At 65.6% G+C, this 17,251-nt stretch carries 15 protein-coding genes; 4 read left to right on the forward strand and 11 right to left on the reverse strand.

The genetic code is table 11. The annotated features are described in order from the left end of the window. Window positions 1-40: 40 nt before the first annotated feature. The 10 genes from KT882_RS28985 to KT882_RS29030 form a co-directional block, all read right to left on the reverse strand. The gene (locus KT882_RS28985; protein ID WP_321170309.1) at window positions 41-1,525 is read right to left on the reverse strand and encodes a UdgX family uracil-DNA binding protein; all 1,485 of its coding nucleotides are present in this window, start codon (window positions 1,523-1,525) and stop codon (window positions 41-43) included. Next, the gene (locus KT882_RS28990) at window positions 1,501-2,742 is read right to left on the reverse strand and encodes a putative DNA modification/repair radical SAM protein (RefSeq protein WP_228893928.1); all 1,242 of its coding nucleotides are present in this window, start codon (window positions 2,740-2,742) and stop codon (window positions 1,501-1,503) included. Before KT882_RS28990 ends, KT882_RS28985 begins: the two co-directional genes overlap by 25 nt. Window positions 2,743-2,899: 157 nt before the next feature. After that, window positions 2,900-3,586: a carbonate dehydratase gene (gene can / locus KT882_RS28995; RefSeq protein WP_161070895.1), complete on the reverse strand. Its 687-nt coding sequence runs from the start codon at window positions 3,584-3,586 to the stop codon at window positions 2,900-2,902. Between the two features lie 115 nt (window positions 3,587-3,701). Further along, window positions 3,702-4,832 (reverse strand): molecular chaperone DnaJ, encoded by a 1,131-nt coding sequence (gene dnaJ / locus KT882_RS29000; protein ID WP_161070896.1) that lies wholly within the window; start codon window positions 4,830-4,832, stop codon window positions 3,702-3,704. Between the two features lie 111 nt (window positions 4,833-4,943). Next, complete coding sequence (dnaK, locus tag KT882_RS29005; RefSeq protein ID WP_161070897.1) at window positions 4,944-6,887, reverse strand: molecular chaperone DnaK; 1,944 nt, start codon at window positions 6,885-6,887, stop codon at window positions 4,944-4,946. A gap of 85 nt (window positions 6,888-6,972) precedes the next feature. Continuing rightward, entirely contained in the window at window positions 6,973-7,518 is a 546-nt protein-coding gene (gene grpE, locus KT882_RS29010) for a nucleotide exchange factor GrpE (RefSeq protein WP_161070898.1), read from the reverse strand. Window positions 7,519-7,916: 398 nt separating this feature from the next. Beyond that, the gene (gene hemH / locus KT882_RS29015) at window positions 7,917-9,026 is read right to left on the reverse strand and encodes a ferrochelatase (protein WP_161070899.1); all 1,110 of its coding nucleotides are present in this window, start codon (window positions 9,024-9,026) and stop codon (window positions 7,917-7,919) included. A 127-nt stretch (window positions 9,027-9,153) separates the two neighbouring features. Further along, on the reverse strand, window positions 9,154-10,647 hold the full coding sequence (locus tag KT882_RS29020; protein WP_161070900.1) for a patatin-like phospholipase family protein: 1,494 nt from the start codon (window positions 10,645-10,647) through the stop codon (window positions 9,154-9,156). 112 nt (window positions 10,648-10,759) lie between these two features. Then, on the reverse strand, window positions 10,760-12,427 hold the full coding sequence (gene recN / locus KT882_RS29025) for a DNA repair protein RecN (RefSeq protein WP_161070901.1): 1,668 nt from the start codon (window positions 12,425-12,427) through the stop codon (window positions 10,760-10,762). Window positions 12,428-12,457: 30 nt separating this feature from the next. Continuing rightward, on the reverse strand, window positions 12,458-13,360 hold the full coding sequence (locus KT882_RS29030) for an NAD kinase (protein ID WP_161070902.1): 903 nt from the start codon (window positions 13,358-13,360) through the stop codon (window positions 12,458-12,460). A gap of 162 nt (window positions 13,361-13,522) precedes the next feature. Between KT882_RS29030 and KT882_RS29035 the strand changes: the two genes are divergently transcribed. Continuing rightward, entirely contained in the window at window positions 13,523-13,903 is a 381-nt protein-coding gene (locus tag KT882_RS29035; RefSeq protein WP_161070903.1) for a VOC family protein, read from the forward strand. A gap of 4 nt (window positions 13,904-13,907) precedes the next feature. Here the strand turns inward: KT882_RS29035 and KT882_RS29040 are convergent, their stop codons facing one another. After that, window positions 13,908-14,825: a DUF3667 domain-containing protein gene (locus KT882_RS29040; protein ID WP_228893929.1), complete on the reverse strand. Its 918-nt coding sequence runs from the start codon at window positions 14,823-14,825 to the stop codon at window positions 13,908-13,910. A gap of 147 nt (window positions 14,826-14,972) precedes the next feature. Here KT882_RS29040 and KT882_RS29045 point away from each other — a divergent pair, with 147 nt between their 5' ends. The 3 genes from KT882_RS29045 (at window position 14,973) to KT882_RS29055 (ending at window position 17,250) form a co-directional block, all read left to right on the forward strand. Further along, window positions 14,973-15,230 carry a hypothetical protein gene (locus tag KT882_RS29045; protein ID WP_161070905.1) on the forward strand — a complete coding sequence of 86 codons (258 nt, stop codon included), beginning with the start codon at window positions 14,973-14,975 and terminating at the stop codon, window positions 15,228-15,230. A gap of 167 nt (window positions 15,231-15,397) precedes the next feature. Further along, window positions 15,398-16,663, forward strand: a complete 1,266-nt coding sequence (locus KT882_RS29050) for a PQQ-dependent sugar dehydrogenase (RefSeq protein WP_228896790.1) — start codon at window positions 15,398-15,400, stop codon at window positions 16,661-16,663. Between the two features lie 65 nt (window positions 16,664-16,728). Beyond that, window positions 16,729-17,250 (forward strand): PRC-barrel domain-containing protein, encoded by a 522-nt coding sequence (locus tag KT882_RS29055; protein ID WP_161070907.1) that lies wholly within the window; start codon window positions 16,729-16,731, stop codon window positions 17,248-17,250. Window position 17,251 lies beyond the last annotated feature (1 nt).

A 17,251-nucleotide genomic window follows, 5' to 3' on the forward strand; every position in this document is an offset into this window, starting at 1 on the left:
AAAGAATACCGTCGATACCTCAGATACGCCGTAGGGCGGGTTAGCGCGGAGCGCGTAACCCGCCATGCTCCGCCAGCGCCTGCGCGGTGCGCAGCGCCTCCACCATGGCGGCGAGGGCGCGGGCTTTTTCTGCTGCGCCGGGGACGCGCAGGATGTACGCGGGATGGTAGGTGGCGATGATCCAGCGCCCAGCGTGCTGCATCGGCGCGTCCATGTAGTCTTTCAGCGCGGCGTAGCTGTCTTCCAGCACGGCTTTCAGCGCGGTGCTGCCGAGCGCCACCACCACTTGCGGCGCCACCTGCTCCAGCTCTCCCTCCAGCCAATAGCGGCAGGCCAGTATCTCTTTCTGCGCCGGGGTCTTGTGCAGGCGGCGCTTGCCGCGCGGCTCCCATTTGAAGTGCTTGACCGCGTTGGTGATGTAGACGCTGTCTCGCTTTACACCGGCCTGCGCCAGCGCGCTATCGAGCAGCGCTCCAGCGGGGCCGACGAAGGGATGGCCTTGCAGATCTTCCTGGTCGCCCGGCTGTTCGCCGACCAGCATGATGCGCGCTTTCCTGTCGCCCTCGCCCGGCACCGCTTGCGTGGCGTGCTCCCACAGCTCGCAGCGGCGGCACTCATCCAGCGTGTGCGGCTGCTGGCGCTCCGGCTGGGCTTTCTCGGGCGCGATCGGAATCGTCGTGCCGCTGCGGCGGCCCACGGCGCTGGCCTGGCCCACGCGGCGCGCGCCGGCGGCAGCTTGCGACACCATCTCCGGCACCAGCGCGGCTTCGGGCATGTTCTTCCAGAAGCGCGCGCGGACGTGGCTGTGCATGACGTCCGGATTCAGGCGGGCGGGATTGAAGATGCTGCGGTAGTAGGTGAGCCATAGCGCTTCGCCCGCATCCTCGATATCGGCGGCGCTACGGGCGAGCGCGCCGGTGGCGTGCAGCGCGGCGCCGTCCCACACCACGGTGGCGTCCGGCGTGGCGATCAGCCAGGTGGCGCGGCCCATGCGGTCCGCGAAGTGCTGCGCCACTTGCGGCAGCACGTCGTGCGCGGGCTCGAACCAGGCCACGAAGCGCGGCGCGCCCTCGCCCGCCGGGCGTTCGCGGAAGCGCAGGTAGGCGTGCATGTCGTGCTCTTCGCGGCGCACAGCGCGAGCCATGGTTTGCAAGCGGTTGCCGTCTTCGTCCGCCATCGACATGACCTCCTGCTGCCCCTGCTGCCAGCGCCACAGGACTTTGTACAGGAAAGCCCAGCGGTCCCCGGCGCGGTAGCAGGATGCGGTTTGCAATAGCGCCATCAACTCGCGCGGCACGCGCAGGGCGGGAAGCGGTGCGGCGGCCGGGCCGGGCACAGATGGCGGGAACTCAGGCGATGCGCTGGCGAACAGGTCGCCGCCGCCGCCCGGCGCCATCCATTGTACGGAGCCGGGCGGCACGCGGCGCACGATCAGATCCCGCGCCGCCGCGCGCCAGCCGTCGAAGTCCGCGACGGCGACCAGCTCGCACGGCTCGTCCATCAGCCCGCCTGCAGTTCGGGCCACAGATTCATCTGTTGCGGGGCGTCGGCCATGGCGCGGCGCAGTGTCTCGGACGGGGTGGTGTCGCGCGCGGGCGCGTAGTCCGCCACGATGATGAAGGGGGCGACCTTCTTCATGCTGCAGCGCAGGCGCGACAGGTCGGCGTAGCGCACCCGCCGCATGCGCCGCAGCTCGACTATGCGCTGCGCGTTGCGCAGGCCTATGCCCGGCACGCGCGCGATCATGCCCGCGTCGGCGCGGTTCAGGTCCATGGGGAAATGCTCGCGGTTGGCCAGCGCCCAGGCCAGCTTGGGGTCGATGTCCAGGGCCAGGTTGCCGGGTTGCGTGCTGTCACCCGGCAGCAGTTCGCTGACCTGGAAGCCGTAGCTGCGCAGCAGGAAGTCGGCCTGGTACAGCCGGTGTTCGCGCTGCATGGGCGGCGGCGCCAGCGGCACGCTTTTCGGGCTGTCCGGTATCGGGCTGAAAGCGGAGTAGTACACGCGCTTGAGCTTGTAGCTGCTGTACAGGGTTTCGGCGGTGCCGAGGATGTGCTTGTCGTCGCTGGCGTCGGCGCCGACTATCATCTGCGTGCTCTGCCCGGCCGGGGCGAAGGCGGGGGCTTTCGGTTCTTCGGCCTTTTCGTCCAGCCGCAGCCGGATGGCGCCCATGGCCAGCTTGATGGTGTGGACGTTCTTCTCCGGCGCCAGGCGCGCGATGCTGGCCTGCGAGGGCAGCTCGATGTTCACGCTGAGCCGGTCCGCATACAGGCCGGCGGCGGCGATCAGGGCGGGATCGGCGTCGGGGATGGTTTTCAGGTGGATGTAGCCACGGAACTGGTGCGTTTCGCGCAGCTCGCGGGCAATGGCGACCAGCTGCTCCATGGTGTAGTCGGCCGACTGGATAATGCCGCTGCTGAGGAACAGGCCGTCGATGTAGTTGCGCAGGTAGAAATCGACCGTGAGCTTGACCACTTCCTGCACCGTGAAGCGGGCGCGCGGCACGTTGGAAGTGCGGCGGTTGACGCAGTACTGGCAGTCGTAGATGCAGAAATTGGTGAGCAGGATTTTCAGCAGCGAGACGCAGCGCCCGTCCGGCGTGTAGCTGTGGCATATGCCCATGCCGGTGCTGGCGCCGAGGCCGTCCTTGCCGATGGAGTTGCGCTTGGGCGCGCCGCTGCTGGCGCAGGACGCGTCGTATTTCGCCGCGTCCGCCAGGATTTCAAGCTTGTCGGTGAGCTCCATTGCCGGCCTCGATACTGTACAAATAAACAGTATATCGCACTCCGGCGGTACGCTCGGCAGAACAGCGGGTCAAGACCGGGACAGGCGTAAAAATGGCCAGGCGCCGCCCCTGTAGATGGGAGCGGGGCCTGGCCTGGCGGACGCGCCGGCGCAGTGCTTACGCGATCGCGGCGTACTTTTCCAGGCGGTTCTTGATGCAGGCGGCCAGTTCGTGGCCGGCGCTCACGGTCATCTCCAGGTCATGCAGGTGGCCGTCCTTCAGGCCGTAGACCCAGCCATGCACGGTCAGCGGCTGGCCGCGGTCCCAGGCGTCCTGCACGATGGTGGTCTGGCAGACGTTGACCACCTGCTCCACCACGTTCAGTTCGCACATGCGCTCGGCGCGCTGGCCCTGCGGCAGCACGTCGCCCAGGTAGCGCTCGTGCTTCTGGTGCACGTCCTGCACATGGCGCAGCCAGTTGTCGACCAGGCCGACGCGGGTGCCGGTCATGGCCGCGTGCACGCCCTTGCAGCCATAGTGGCCGACGACGATCACGTGCTTGACCTTCAGCACTTCAATGGCGAACTGCAGCACCGACAGGCAGTTCAGGTCCGAGTGCACCACCACGTTGGCGATGTTGCGGTGGACGAAGACGTCGCCCGGCGCCAGGCCCAGCAGCTCATTGGCGGGCACGCGGCTGTCGGAGCAGCCTATCCACAGGTATTCCGGCGAGGCCTGCTGCTCCAGGCGCTTGAAGAATTCGGGGTCGCGCTGAACCATGGAATCGGCCCAGGCACGGTTGTTGACCAGCAGGTCCGCCAATGGGGAAACGCTGACGTTGTCGCTTACGGTTAGTTCACTCATATGTCCTCTCATACGTGCGAAGACCGCCCGTTTGCCGGGTTGGCAAGGGGCGGTCCGGGATGTTGCTATCTTACCTGATTTGCTGCGGCGCATCATCTCCAACGCGCTATGACGCTTATTCGAAGAAGTCCTTCACCTTGTCGCGCCAGGTCTTGCTTTGCGGGCTGTGCTTGGAGCCGCCCTCGACCGTGGCACGGTCGAATTCGCGCAGCAGTTCCTTCTGCTTGTCGGTCAGCTTGACCGGCGTTTCCACCGCCACGTGGCAGAACAGGTCGCCCGGATAGCCGGAACGCACGCCCTTGATGCCCTTGCCCTTCAGGCGGAAGGTCTTGCCCGACTGGGTGCCTTCCGGAATGGTGAACGACACCTTGCCCGACAGTGTAGGCACTTCGATTTCGCCGCCCAGGGCCGCGCGCGCAAACGAGATCGGCATTTCGCAATGCAGGTCGTCGCCCTCGCGCTGGAACACCGCGTGCTGCTTGATGTGGATTTCCACATACAGGTCGCCCGGCGGCCCGCCGTTGGTGCCCGGCTCGCCGTTGCCCGACGAGCGGATGCGCATGCCGTTGTCGATGCCGACCGGGATCTTCACTTCCAGCGTCTTGTTGCGCTTGATGCGGCCCGCGCCGCCGCAAGGCGAGCATGGATCGGTGATGATCTTGCCGGTGCCGTGGCATTTCGGGCAGGTCTGCTGGATGCTGAAGAAGCCCTGCTGCATGCGCACCTGGCCGTGGCCGCCGCAGGTCGAGCACGTCACCGGCGACGTGCCCGGCTTGGCGCCGGAACCGTGGCAGGTGTCGCACTTGTCCCAGGACGGCACGCGGATGGTGGTGTCGAAGCCGTGCGCGGCCTGCTCCAGCGTGATTTCCAGGTTGTAGCGCAAGTCGGCGCCGCGGTAGACCTGCGGACCGGCGCTGCGGCCACGGCCGCCGCCGCCGAAAATGTCGCCGAAGATGTCGCCGAAGGCATCGCCGAAGCCGCCCGCGCCGAAACCGCCGCCGCCTCCGCCGCCCATGTTCGGGTCCACGCCCGCATGGCCGTAGCGGTCATACGCTTCGCGTTTTTCCGGATTGGTGAGCATCTCGTAGGCCTCTTTGACCTCCTTGAATTTCTCTTCCGATTCCTTGCTGTCCGGATTGCGGTCCGGATGGTATTTCATCGCCAGCTTGCGATAGGACTTCTTGATCTCGTCTTCGGACGCATTCTTGGCGACCCCGAGGATCTCGTAAAAATCACGCTTTGCCATGTTCTAGGCACCTTGCTCTTTACTGGTACTGATTATGCGAAAAAGCCGAGCCGGCCCCTTTGCAGGGATGCACGGCTCGGCGTCAGTCTTGCGGCCGCAGCCGGTGGACTCTTACTTGCTGTCTTTGACTTCCTTGAAGTCGGCGTCCACCACGTCGTCCTGCTGCGGCTTGGCTTCCTGCTGGCCGCCTGCCTGCTGGCCGCCTTCGGCGCCGGCAGCGCCTTGCTGGGCCTGCATGTCAGCGTACATCTTCTCGCCCAGCTTCTGCGAAGCGGTCGACAGCGCCGCCACTTTGGCGTCGATGTCGGCCTTGTCGCCGGCCTTGATCGAGCCTTCCAGATCGGTGATGGCCGCTTCGATCTTCTCTTTCTCGCCCGCTTCCAGCTTGTCGCCGTATTCGGTCAGCGACTTGCGGGTGGAGTGCACCAGCGCGTCGGCCTGGTTGCGCGACTCGGCCAGTTCCTTGACCTTCTTGTCTTCTTCCGCGTTCAGCTCGGCGTCCTTCACCATCTTCTGGATCTCGTCCTCGGTCAGGCCCGAGTTCGCCTTGATGGTGATCTTGTTTTCTTTGCCGGTGGCCTTGTCCTTGGCGCCCACGTGCAGAATGCCGTTGGCGTCGATGTCGAAGGTCACTTCAATCTGCGGCGTGCCGCGCGATGCCGGCGGGATGCCTTCCAGGTTGAATTCGCCCAGGCCCTTGTTGCCGGCCGCGATTTCACGCTCGCCCTGGTAGACCTTGATGGTCACGGCAGGCTGGTTGTCGTCGGCGGTCGAGAACACTTGCGAGAACTTGGTCGGAATCGTGGTGTTCTTGTGGATCATCTTGGTCATCACGCCGCCCAGGGTTTCGATACCCAGCGACAGCGGGGTCACGTCCAGCAGCAGCAGGTCCTTGCGGTCGCCCGACAGCACGGAACCCTGGATCGCGGCACCGACGGCCACGGCTTCGTCCGGGTTCACGTCCTTGCGTGGATCCTTGCCGAAGAACTCCTTGACCTTTTCCTGCACTTTAGGCATACGGGTCATGCCGCCGACCAGGATGATGTCGTCGATGTCCGACACTTTCACGCCTGCATCCTTGATGGCGGTGCGGCATGGCTCGATGGTGGCGTTGATCAGCTCTTCCACCAGCGATTCCAGCTTGGCGCGGGTCATCTTCAGGGTCAGGTGGACCGGCGCGCCGTTCGCCATGGCGATGTAGGGCTCGTTGATCTCGGTCTGCTGCGAGGACGACAGTTCGATCTTCGCGCGCTCGGCCGAAGCCTTGATGCGCTGCAGGGCGATCGGATCTTTTTTCAGGTCCAGGCCGTTGATCTTCTTGAACTCGTCGATGATGTAGTCGATCACGCGCTGGTCGAAGTCTTCGCCGCCCAGGAAGGTGTCGCCGTTGGTCGACAGCACTTCGAACTGCTTCTCGCCGTCCACGTCCGCGATTTCAATGATGGACACGTCGAAGGTACCGCCGCCCAAGTCGTACACGGCGATCTTGCGGTCGCCCTTGTCGGTCTTGTCCAGGCCGAAAGCCAGTGCGGCTGCGGTTGGTTCGTTGATGATGCGCTTGACGTCCAGACCGGCGATGCGGCCGGCGTCCTTGGTCGCCTGGCGCTGCGAGTCGTTGAAGTACGCTGGCACGGTGATCACGGCTTCGGTGACTTCTTCACCGAGGTAGTCTTCCGCCGTTTTCTTCATTTTGCGCAGCACTTCAGCCGAGATCTGCGGCGGAGCCAGTTTCTTGTCGCGCACGCCGATCCACGCATCGCCGTTGTCGGCTTTGGTGATCTGGTAAGGCATCAGCGCGATGTCCTTCTGCACTTCTTTTTCTTCGAACTTGCGGCCGATCAGGCGCTTCACCGCGTACAGGGTGTTTTTAGGATTGGTGACCGCCTGGCGCTTCGCAGTCGCGCCAACCAGGATCTCGCCGTCTTCCTGATAAGCGATGATCGAAGGCGTGGTGCGCGCGCCTTCCGCGTTTTCAATGACCTTGGGTTGACCGTTTTCCATGACCGAAACGCAGGAGTTGGTGGTTCCCAGGTCGATACCGATGATTTTGCCCATGATTTATTTTCCTTGTGTTCTAAGTTTCAGATGCTGCTTATATGTGGGAAATGCTGTGTGATTTCAAGTGCTTGCGCGAAACGCTTTACTTCGCTTGCGCGGCCGTCACGATGGCCGGACGCAGCAGGCGGTCGGCGATCATGTAACCCTTTTGCAGCACGGACACCACGGTGTTGGCTTCCTGCTCGGCGGGCACCACGGCCACGGCCTGATGCTTGTTCGGGTCCAGCTTCTCGCCCTGCACCGGCATGATTTCCAGCAGGCGGTTCTTCTCGAAGGCGGAATTGAGCTGTTTCAGCGTCATTTCCACGCCTTCCTTCAGCGAGTCCAGCGACGGCGATTCCACTTTCAGCGCCATTTCCAGGCTGTCCTTCACCGGCACCATGGCCTCGGCGAAGCTCTCGACCGCAAACTTGTGCGCTTTTGCAACGTCTTCCTGGGCGCGGCGGCGGATGTTCTCGCCGTCGGCTTTGGCGCGCATAAAGGCGTCGTGCATCTCGGCCAGGCGGGCCTCGGTGCTGGCCAGCTGCTCTTCGAGCGAAGGCGCGCCGGCGTCGGCGGGAGTCGATGGCTGCGCTGGCGCTGCTTCCGCCTCGGGATTAGGGACTGCTTGATTTTCCTGATCTTGCATCTGAAAGACTCCTACAAATCGTATGTTAGACGTGACTCGGTACGGCACGGGCAGCAAGTGGGGCTATAACCTATCTTTTCAAGGGGTATAGGCGCGGCGTTGTTCGATATGTAACTGCGCCGTTACAAACTGCCTCACAAGAGATATATTTTTTTGCACCGCAACAGCTACTATGTAATGAAGACGGCGCCGCCGTCGCTCAGCGTACTGGAGCGCATCATGAAGTTGCCACTCATCGCAGCCTCCGTCGTGGCCTACATCCTTCTGGCCGTCGCCTGGATCTGCTATTCCGAGTTATTACGATAGTTTTGCCGCCCGAAGACCGGGTATTGTAACAGGCTGGCACTCACCACCGGCAAGTGCTGATTGTCACGTGGACAGCCCTCGCCCACCGACTGTCAGTTTTCCGCACCAAGCTTGAGGGCCGCCGCGCGGGCGGTTTCGCCGGCTTTTTTGAGCGCATCGCGCTGCGGCTGCGCCATCATGGTCGGCCAGCCTATCATGTGCTGCTCGGCGATCTCGGCCATCGCGGCTATCCATGCAGGCGTGTCGTTCAGGCAAGGAATATAGTGGAATTCCTTGCCGCCCGCCGCCATGAAGTCATGCCGCACCTCCATTGCGATTTCTTCCAGGGTTTCCAGGCAGTCGCTGGTGAAACCGGGGCAGATCACGTCCACGCGGCGCGCGCCGTCGCGCGCCAGTTGCTGCACGGTGGGCGCGGTGTAGGGCTGCAGCCACTCGGCCTTGCCGAAACGGGACTGGAAGGTGACCACATACTGCTCCGGCGCCAGCTTCAGCTTGGCGGCCAGCAGGCGCGCGGTTTTCAGGCATTCGCAGTGGTAGGGGTCGCCCAGCAGCAGGGTGCGCTTGGGCACGCCGTGGAAGCTCAGCACCAGCTTGTCCGGGCGGCCGTGCGCGTCCCAGTGCGCCAGGATGGACGCCTGCAGCGCCTCGATATAGCCTTCGTGGTCGTGGTAGTTGCGCACAAAGCGCAGCTCGGGCACGTTGCGGATCTGCTTGTAATGGGCGAACACCGCGTCGTAGATGGAGCCGGTGGTGGTGCCGGAATATTGCGGATAGGCGGGCAGGATGGCCACGCGTTCGCAGCCGTCCGCCTTCAGGCGCGCCAGCACATCCGGCAGGGACGGCGAACCGTAGCGCATGGCCATGGCCACGGTGACGTTGCCGTGGCCGCGCTCGCCCAGCGCGGCGCGCAGCAGCAGGGCCTGCTGCTGGGTGTTGACCTTGAGGGGGGAGCCTTCGCGGGTCCAGATCGACGCGTACTTCCTGGCCGATTTGCCGGAGCGGAATGGCAGGATGATGAGGTTGAGAATAAACCACCACACCAGGCGCGGAATCTCGACCACGCGCGGATCGGACAGGAATTGCTTCAGATAGCGCCGCACAGCCGAGCGCGTGGGCGCGTCCGGCGTGCCAAGATTCACCAGCACCACGGCGCTGCCGCCGGTGCTGCCGTGGGTGTAAGGGGGTTCTTTAAGGAAGGCCATGAATCTGCAATGACGGAATCGAAGCGCCATTATAGATTAGTTGGCATCCTCAAACTTTCAGAATGATTTTCATGGTGTGTACTCCGCTGCGTGTATGTGACTAAGGTAGGCCGGAACGCGCGGCCTGTCAATGCAAGTGGTGCACGGCAACGCTCCAGGCGGACCTGGCGTTGTCCAGCGCCATGCCCCAGCCGCGCATATTGGGGAACACGCGGCCCACCACGCCGTCGGCGCGCTGCGGGTAAAAGCCGATCGCGTCCGCGTGCGTCTTGAACAGCTCTATCATCAGATCCGTGCCGTTCTCCTGGAAGTCGATGCTGTACGGCCCGCTTCCGGCCGGCAGCGCGGGCGTGAAGAACAGGCACAGCTCGCGGTCGCCATTGCCCGCCTCGCGCGGCGCGCGCTGCATGGCCAGCTGCAGGAAGTCGGGCCGCTCGCCGCCGGGGCCAGTGACCGTGCAGCGCGCCGTTTCGCTGGAAAACGCGGCCTCGTCGGACTGCTCGGTCAGCCCTATGCTCAGGCAGTGCAGCGCTGCGGCGCCGGTGCGGATCTGCAGGTGGAACTGCACCAGGTCCGGTGCGCCGGCGTGCTGGTCGCCCACCGGCCGGCCGCCGTTGGTGTAGACGGTGAGGCGGCAGCTGTCGTAGAGCAGCAGGCCGCCGCGCAGCTTGTAGTAGAGCTCGCCCACGTCGCGCATCATGCGCACGGCGGTGGGATTGGTTTCCTTCCAGGGATTGGTAACCGCGCGCCGCCGGGCCAGCGTGATGCGGTTGATGTGCTCCTGCAGCTGCCGCGCCGTGTCCTCCTTGATGCGCTCGTACTCCGCCTCGAATTCGGGCGCCAGCGCCTGCTCGAAGCTGAAGGTGGTCAGCGAGGTCTGCACCTCGATCAGGTGGCCCTTGAAGGCCTCCTTGGTCAGCGCAATGGTGGAGGCCATGGCGGAATCGAGCAGGCTGGCGGAAAAGCTCAGGAAGCCGTCGGGCCGGCCGGTGGCGGCCTCGGCAAAAGTGATGGCCAGCATTTCACCGTAGGCGGGATCGGACACCGTCAGCAGCTTGGCCGGCAGATTGTTGGAGATGCCGCCGTCCACCACCGTGGGCGCCGTGCTGCCGGCCCAGATCCGGAAAAAGAAGGGCAGCGCGCAGGAATCGACCAGGGCGTCGGCCAGCGTTTCGCCCGGCTGGGCCAGCACCGTGTCGCGGCTGCCCAGGTCGGTCTTGGTGATTTTCAGGCGCACGCCCCTGCGCTCGACGTCGCCCACCTTGGCCAGCTTCTTCTGGGCGAATTTGTCGTTCAGCCAGCCGCGCAGGCCGGCCGTGTCGCGCAGCGATTTGCTTTTCACCAGCAGGCAGTAGGCGGCGGCCAGCTTGCCCGGCATGGTCATGCCGCGCATCAGCTGCGCGCCTTTGCCTGCGCGCAGTTCGGCCATGATGGACTGCGCGGAAATGCCCGCCGCGACAAAGCTGGCGACGATGGCGCCGGCCGAGGTGCCGGCCACCTGGGTCACTTCGATTTTATGGTCGGCCTTGAAATCCTGGATGGCCTCGGCAACCGCCAACAGCGCGGCGATGCGCGCGCCGCCGCCCTGGAATGCGAACTGCATCTTGACCGGCGTAGTCATGCGCCACCTCCGCAATGGATTGCCGCGCGCCCAAGCGCATGCCCGGCTCTTCCATGCTACTGCGGCGCCGCCCTCCCCGCGTTGAGGAAACGCAAACGAGCGCAAAGCCGCGCTAGGAGGCCAGCAGCTCGCGCGCATGCTTGCGCGTGGTGGCGGTGATTTCCAGGCCGCCCAGCATGCGCGCCACTTCCTCCACCCGCGCTTTGCTGTCGAGCACGTCGATGCGGGAGGCGGTCTTGCCGTTGTCCAGCGTGCCCTTGGCCACCTGGAAGTGCTGGCTGGCCTGGCTGGCCACCTGCGGCAAGTGGGTCACGCACAGCACCTGGCGCGCCTGGCCCAGGCGCTTGAGCAGCCGCCCCACCACTTCGGCCACGCCGCCGCCGATGCCGCTGTCGACCTCGTCGAAAATCAGCGTGGGCGTGGTGGTGGCGTTGGAGGTGATGACGGAAATGGCCAGCGCGATGCGCGCCAGCTCGCCGCCCGAGGCCACCTTGGCCAGCGGCCGCGGCGCCACGCCGGCGTGGCCGGCCACCAGGAATTCCACCTGTTCAAGGCCGCGCGCGCCCGGCTCGCAGGGGTTGAGCGCGATGTCGAACGCGCCGCCCGTCATGTTCAGTTCCTGCATGGCCTGCGTGACGGCCGTGGCCAGTCCCCGGGCGGCGGCGGCGCGGGTGGCGGACAGCTGGCGCGCCACGTCCATATACGCCGCTTTCAGCTTGGCCTCCTGCTGGCGCAGGCCGTCCAGGTCGCTGGCGTCGGCCAGCTGGCGCAGCTTGGCCGACAGCTGGGCGTGCTCGTCCGGCAGGTCGTCCGGCGCCACGCGGAATTTGCGCGCCGCCGAGTGCAGCGCCTCCATGCGCGCGTCCACCTGGCGCAGGCGCTCCGGGTCCAGCTCCACCCGGTCCAGATAGGTGTTCAGCGCGTACACCGCTTCCTGCAGCTGGATGCGGGCCGATTCGATCAGGTCCACCGTGGGCTGCAGCTCGGCGTCGATGCCGGCCAGCTTGCCCAGCTTCTGGCTCAGCGAACCGAGCTGCGACACAATCGGCTGGTCTTCCGATTCGGAAATGGCGGCAAGTGTTTCCTGCGCGCCTTCCAGCAGGCTGGCGGCGTGCGACAGGCGGCTGTGCTCGTTGGAGATGTCCTGCCACTCGCCGGGCTTGGCGGCCAGCTTGTCCAGCTCGCCCACCTGCCACTCCAGGCGCTCGCGCTCGTAGGCCAGGTTGGCGGCGTTGCTTTCGTATTCCTCCAGCTGCCTGGCCAGCGCGCGCCAGGCCTTGTGGGCGGCGGCCACGGCCTTCAGCTGGGCGGCCGCCTCGGCGTCCTTGATGGTGGACTGGCTGTCCAGCAGCTCGCGCTGCGCGTCCGCCTTCAGCAGCGACTGGTGGGCGTGCTGGCCGTGGATGTCCACCAGCATGTCGCCCAGCTCGCGCAGCTGCGCGGCGGTGGCGGCCACGCCGTTGATGTAGGCCTTGGAGCGGCCCGCGTTGTCGATCACGCGGCGCAGCAGCGCACCGCCCTCGTCGGCCGCGAACTCGTTGGCGGCCAGCCACTCGGCCGCCTGCGGCGTGACGGCGAAGTCGGCCGTGATGTCGGCCTTGGGCGCGCCTTCGCGCACCACACTGGCGTCGCCGCGGCCGCCCAGCGCCAGCGTCAGCGCGTCGATAAGGATGGATTTGCCGGCGCCGGTTTCGCCGGTGAACACTGTGAAGCCTGCGGAAAATTCCAGTTCGATGGTGTCGACGATGACGAAGTCGCGGATAGACAGAGTACGAAGCATAGGCGAGTGCGGAGGTGAGCGGAGTAAGGGTTAGACCAGTTTCCCGTCGCCGGACGGGTATTCGTTCCAGTGCAGCTTTTCGCGCAGGGTGTTGTAGTAGCTCCAGCCTTCCGGATGCAGGAAGGTGATGGCGTGCGGCGAACGCTTGATGACGATGCGGTCCTGCGCCTGCAGGCTGGCGAAGGTCTGCATGTCGAAATTGACGGTGATGTCGCGCCCGCGCACGATTTCAATCTGGATGGCGCTGGAGTCGGGCAGCACGATGGGGCGGTTCGACAGCGCATGCGGCGCGATGGGCACCAGCACGATGCCGCCCAGCGTGGGATGCAGCAGCGGGCCGCCGGCCGACAGCGCGTAGGCGGTGGAGCCGGTGGGCGTGGAGATGATCAGGCCGTCCGAACGCTGGTTGTACATGAAGTGGCCGTCCACGTCCACGCGCAGCTCGGCCATGCCGGCGCCGGCGCCGCGCGACACCACCACGTCGTTGACGGCCAGGCCCACATGGATTTCCTTGCCGTCGCGCCGCACGCTGCCTTCCAGCAGGGTGCGCCGTTCGGCCTGATAGCTGCCGGCCAGCATCTGCGCCAGCACCGGCAGCATGCCCTCGAGCGCGATATCGGTCATGAAGCCGAGCCGGCCCTGGTTGATGCCGATCAGCGGCACGTCATAGGGCGCCAGCTGGCGCGCCAGGCCCAGCATGGTGCCGTCGCCGCCCATCACGATGGCGGCGCTGGCGTGCTGGCCGATCTGGTCCGGCGTCATGGCCGGCAGGTCCGCCATGCCCAGGTGAGCCGCCGTTTCCGCCTCCAGCACCACGCTGTGGCCGCCCTCCTTCAGAAAAGCCAGCAGGCTGCGCACGGGGGCTTCGATGCCGGCCGTGTTCTGTCGGACGACCAGGGCGATGGTGTTGAATAAGGCGTGCTTGGCGGGCATAGATCTCTCGGTCTTGATTGGGGGTAGCAACACTAGTCAGAGTAACCGATAATGCAGCCTTCTGCCATGCATCAGCACGCGCTCAAATACTGTATATGCACCCAGTATAAATCGGCGGACGGCGGAGCGCAAGCGCAGGCAGCTAACCTACAGGAGAATGGCATGGCAAAAGTACTGGGCGTGGGCGGCATCTTTTTCAGATCGCGCAATCCGCAGGCGCTGATGGCGTGGTACCAGGCCCACCTGGGCTTCCCCGCCGAGTCCGGCGACTACGCCTCCTTCGCGCCCACCGCCATGCCGGCGGGCGGCAGCACCGTGTTCAGCCCCTTCAAGGACACCACCGGCTACTTCGCGCCGTCCAAGCGCGAGTTCATGTTCAACCTGGTGGTGGACGACCTGGACCAGGCCCTGGCCCAGGTGGTGGCCGGCGGCGCCGAACTGGTGGGCGATCCGCAGACCTTCGACTACGGCCGCTTCGGCTGGTTCATGGACCCGGACGGCAACAAGGTCGAGCTGTGGCAACCGGCCGTCGCCGCCAAATAATGCCTCAGTGCCCGCTGGCCGCGCCCGCCATCATGGCGCCCGCGATGGCCAGCGACAGCGAAATGCCGTGCGCCAGCATCAGCACCGACCAGCGCGCCACGGTGGCCAGCTTGCCGCCGCCGTACACGCGCTTCATGGCCCACGGCAGATAGCCCACCAGCCAGCACAGCAGCACCAGGTTGAGGAAGGAATGGTCGCTGATCTTGATGGCGGCGAACATCACAAAGGCGAACGAGCTCACGTGCAGCGCGAACAGCAGATGCTCGCCGTAGCGCCGCCCTGAACCGAGATAGAGCATCTTCAGGTAGAGCGCGAACAGCGGCATCAGCGCGAACATGGCGTAAGGGCCGTAGTGGAAGAAGCCGTCCGACAAGGCCTTGCTCTTGGCCTCCCTGGGCAGGCTGTCGAAATGGTCGATCCGTTCCGCCAGGCCCGGCAGCCTGGCGCGCATATCGTCGTCCAGCGCCACCACCGTGCCGTAGCTGTCTTTTACCTTGGCCTTGGACAGTATCTTGCTGCCGCGCTCCTTGCCCACCGCCTGCGCGCGCTCGGCAGCCTCCTCCACCTGCGGGTGGTCGTCGCCCAGGTTGATCACTTCCGTGTGGGTAAATTTCAGCAGCGCGAAAAACAGGATGCTCAGCGTCAGGTAGAGCCGCAGCGGCTCCACATAGCGCTTGCGGCGTCCCGCCAGGTACTCATTGGTCAGCGCGCCCGGGCGGAACAGCAAGCGCGTGAACGTGCCCCACAGTCTCCCCTCCAGCGCCACATAATGGCCGATGAATTCATGCGCGAATTCGGCCAGGCTGGGCGCGTGCGTGCGCGTTTCCTGACCGCAGTTGTGGCAGTAGTTACCGCTGACGGTGGCGTTGCAGTTCAGGCAGCTGGCGGGCGCTGCGTGGGAGTCGGCAAGTTCGGGCTTCACGGCTGGATTCTCTATGGAGGCGGCACAAGCGGGAATGTTACCTGAGTTCATGCCAAAGATGCACTATTTCAATAAAGTTCAATTGCGCGACTGCGCACCGTCCACGGCGCTAAGATGGCCACTCGATGCTGACAAGGGAGGCCGAACATGGTTACCGAAAGCAAGGACCGCCAGGTCAACACGGCTGTGCCCGTGCACAGCGACGGCGGCAAGCGCCTGCCGCACGAGCGCGACGAGTCGCCCGAAGGCCACCCGCCGCCGGCCCGCAGCGTAATTCGGCAAGCCGCCAGCGACCTGGAGCAGGGCCTGGTGGACACCGACCTGCACGGCGCACGCGGCGTGGAAAAAGTCCAGCCGCGTCCGCCCGGCAAGGCAGAACCGCAACCCGGCAGCAAGCGGGACTGACAGGTCCGCGCCCGGCAGCCGCAGATAAGCCGCAACCGAGCAACCACGCACACGAAAGGGAGTCCATGCGTCAACCCGTCCCACCGCGCACCGCTGCGCAGATTCCCGCCCCGTCTATCCGCCCCGCGCTCGCGGCCACCGCCTTTGCCGTCGCCGCGCTGGTGGTGATGGCCGGCGCGGCCGACGCGCAAAGCTATCCGCCCGGCTTCGGCCCGCAGCCGGCGCTGCCCGCGCCCGAGCGTTCGCTGGTGCCCACCGTCAATGTGGCGCCGGTGGCGCGCTGGCCTAACGGCGCCACGCCCGCCGCCGCGCCCGGCTTCACGGTGCACGCCTACGCCAGCGGCCTCGACCATCCGCGCTGGCTGCACGTGCTGCCGAACGGCGACGTGCTGGTGGTGGAGACCAACGCCCCGCCCAAGCCGGAGGACGGCAAGGGCATCAAGGGCATGATCATGAAGTCGCAGATGAAGAAGGCGGGCGCGGTCACACCGTCCGCCAACCGCATCACGCTGCTGCGCGGCCTGGACGCGAACGGCGCCGCCGCCACGCGCACCGTGTTCCTGAAAAACCTGAACTCGCCCTTCGGCGTGGCGCTGGTGGGCCAGGACCTGTACGTGGCGAATACCGACGCCGTGGTGAAGTTCCCCTACAAGGAAGGCCAGACCGAAATCACGGCCGCGCCCGTCAAGGTGATGGACCTGCCGGGCGGCCCGCTGAACCACCACTGGACCAAGAACATCATCGCCAGCGCGGACGGCAAATACCTGTACGCCACGGTGGGCTCGAACAGCAACGTGGCGGAAAACGGCATGGACAAGGAGGACGGCCGCGCCGCCATCTGGCAGCTGGAGCTGGCCACCAACAAGGCCAGGCTGTACGCCACCGGCCTGCGCAATCCGAACGGCATGGCCTGGCAGCCGCAATCGCAGGCGTTGTGGACCGTGGTGAACGAGCGCGACGAACTGGGCAACGACCTGGTGCCCGACTACCTGACCTCCGTCAAGGAAGGCGCCTTCTACGGCTGGCCCTACAGCTACTTCGGCCAGCACGTGGACGCGCGCGTCAAGCCGCCCAAGCCGGAACTGGTGGCCAAGGCCATCGCGCCGGACTACGCGCTGGGCGGCCACACCGCCTCGCTGGGCCTGGCCTTCTACGACGGCAAACTCTTCCCGGCCAGCTACCGCAACGGCGCCTTCATCGGCCAGCACGGTTCCTGGAACCGCAAGCCGCACAGCGGCTACAAGGTGGTGTACGTGCCGTTTGCCAACGGCCAGCCATCCGGCCCGCCGCAGGATTTCCTGGGCGGCTTTCTGACAGCGGACGGCAAAGCGCAAGGCCGTCCGGTAGGCGTAGCAGTGGACAAGAGCGGCGCGCTGCTGGTGGCCGACGACGTCGGCAACATCATCTGGCGCGTAACGCCGAAGGGCAACTGAAAGAGCGCGCACAACGGGCAAATCCGCCGGAGCAGCCCAGCCGGCCTTACACACTGGAGACGACAATGAGCTATCTGGACCGAGACACCTTTGGCATTTACCGCGACACCGACGCCGGCCCCGGCCCGCGCCTGATGGGGGCCGACACGCTGATGGGTGAAGACGTGTACAACCGCATGGACGAGGATCTGGGCGACATCAAGGAATTCATGCTCGACATGCAGACCGGGCAAGTGGCGTATGCGGTGCTGTCCTTCGGCGGCATCCTGGGCATGGGCAACAAGCTGTTCGCCGTGCCCTTCCAGGCGCTGGAGCTGGACACCGTGAACAAGCGCTTCATCCTGGACGTGAGCAAGGAGCGCCTGGAAAGCGCCCCCGGCTTCGACAAGGACAACTGGCCGGACATGGCCAGCGCCGAATTCAGCAGCGAGATCCACAGCTACTACGGCACCCAGCCGGGCGCCGGCTACCGCAGCTCGACCGGCAGCGTGATGGGCTCCGGCACCAGCACCATGCAGAGCGGCGACATCGGCAGCAGCAGTGGCAGCGTGGGCAGCAGCGGCTACAACCCCGGCAATAAATCCTGAA

Origin of the sequence: Pseudoduganella aquatica (assembly GCF_020865585.1) — a bacterium.
In the GTDB taxonomy this organism is placed as follows: Bacteria; Pseudomonadota; Gammaproteobacteria; order Burkholderiales; family Burkholderiaceae_D; genus Rugamonas; species Rugamonas aquatica_A.

Excerpts from the sequence above, each read along its gene's own strand:
- dnaK (WP_161070897.1), bottom strand. The coding sequence starts at position 6,887 with ATGGGCAAAATCATCGGTATCGACCTGGGAACCACCAACTCCTGCGTT.
- recN (WP_161070901.1), bottom strand. The coding sequence starts at position 12,427 with ATGCTTCGTACTCTGTCTATCCGCGACTTCGTCATCGTCGACACCATC.
- hemH (WP_161070899.1), bottom strand. The coding sequence starts at position 9,026 with ATGGCCTTCCTTAAAGAACCCCCTTACACCCACGGCAGCACCGGCGGC.
- KT882_RS28990 (WP_228893928.1), bottom strand. The coding sequence starts at position 2,742 with ATGGAGCTCACCGACAAGCTTGAAATCCTGGCGGACGCGGCGAAATAC.
- can (WP_161070895.1), bottom strand. The coding sequence starts at position 3,586 with ATGAGTGAACTAACCGTAAGCGACAACGTCAGCGTTTCCCCATTGGCG.
- dnaJ (WP_161070896.1), bottom strand. The coding sequence starts at position 4,832 with ATGGCAAAGCGTGATTTTTACGAGATCCTCGGGGTCGCCAAGAATGCG.
- KT882_RS29045 (WP_161070905.1), top strand. The coding sequence starts at position 14,973 with ATGGTTACCGAAAGCAAGGACCGCCAGGTCAACACGGCTGTGCCCGTG.
- KT882_RS29035 (WP_161070903.1), top strand. The coding sequence starts at position 13,523 with ATGGCAAAAGTACTGGGCGTGGGCGGCATCTTTTTCAGATCGCGCAAT.
- KT882_RS29020 (WP_161070900.1), bottom strand. The coding sequence starts at position 10,647 with ATGACTACGCCGGTCAAGATGCAGTTCGCATTCCAGGGCGGCGGCGCG.
- KT882_RS29055 (WP_161070907.1), top strand. The coding sequence starts at position 16,729 with ATGAGCTATCTGGACCGAGACACCTTTGGCATTTACCGCGACACCGAC.
- KT882_RS29030 (WP_161070902.1), bottom strand. The coding sequence starts at position 13,360 with ATGCCCGCCAAGCACGCCTTATTCAACACCATCGCCCTGGTCGTCCGA.
- grpE (WP_161070898.1), bottom strand. The coding sequence starts at position 7,518 with ATGCAAGATCAGGAAAATCAAGCAGTCCCTAATCCCGAGGCGGAAGCA.
- KT882_RS29050 (WP_228896790.1), top strand. The coding sequence starts at position 15,398 with ATGGCCGGCGCGGCCGACGCGCAAAGCTATCCGCCCGGCTTCGGCCCG.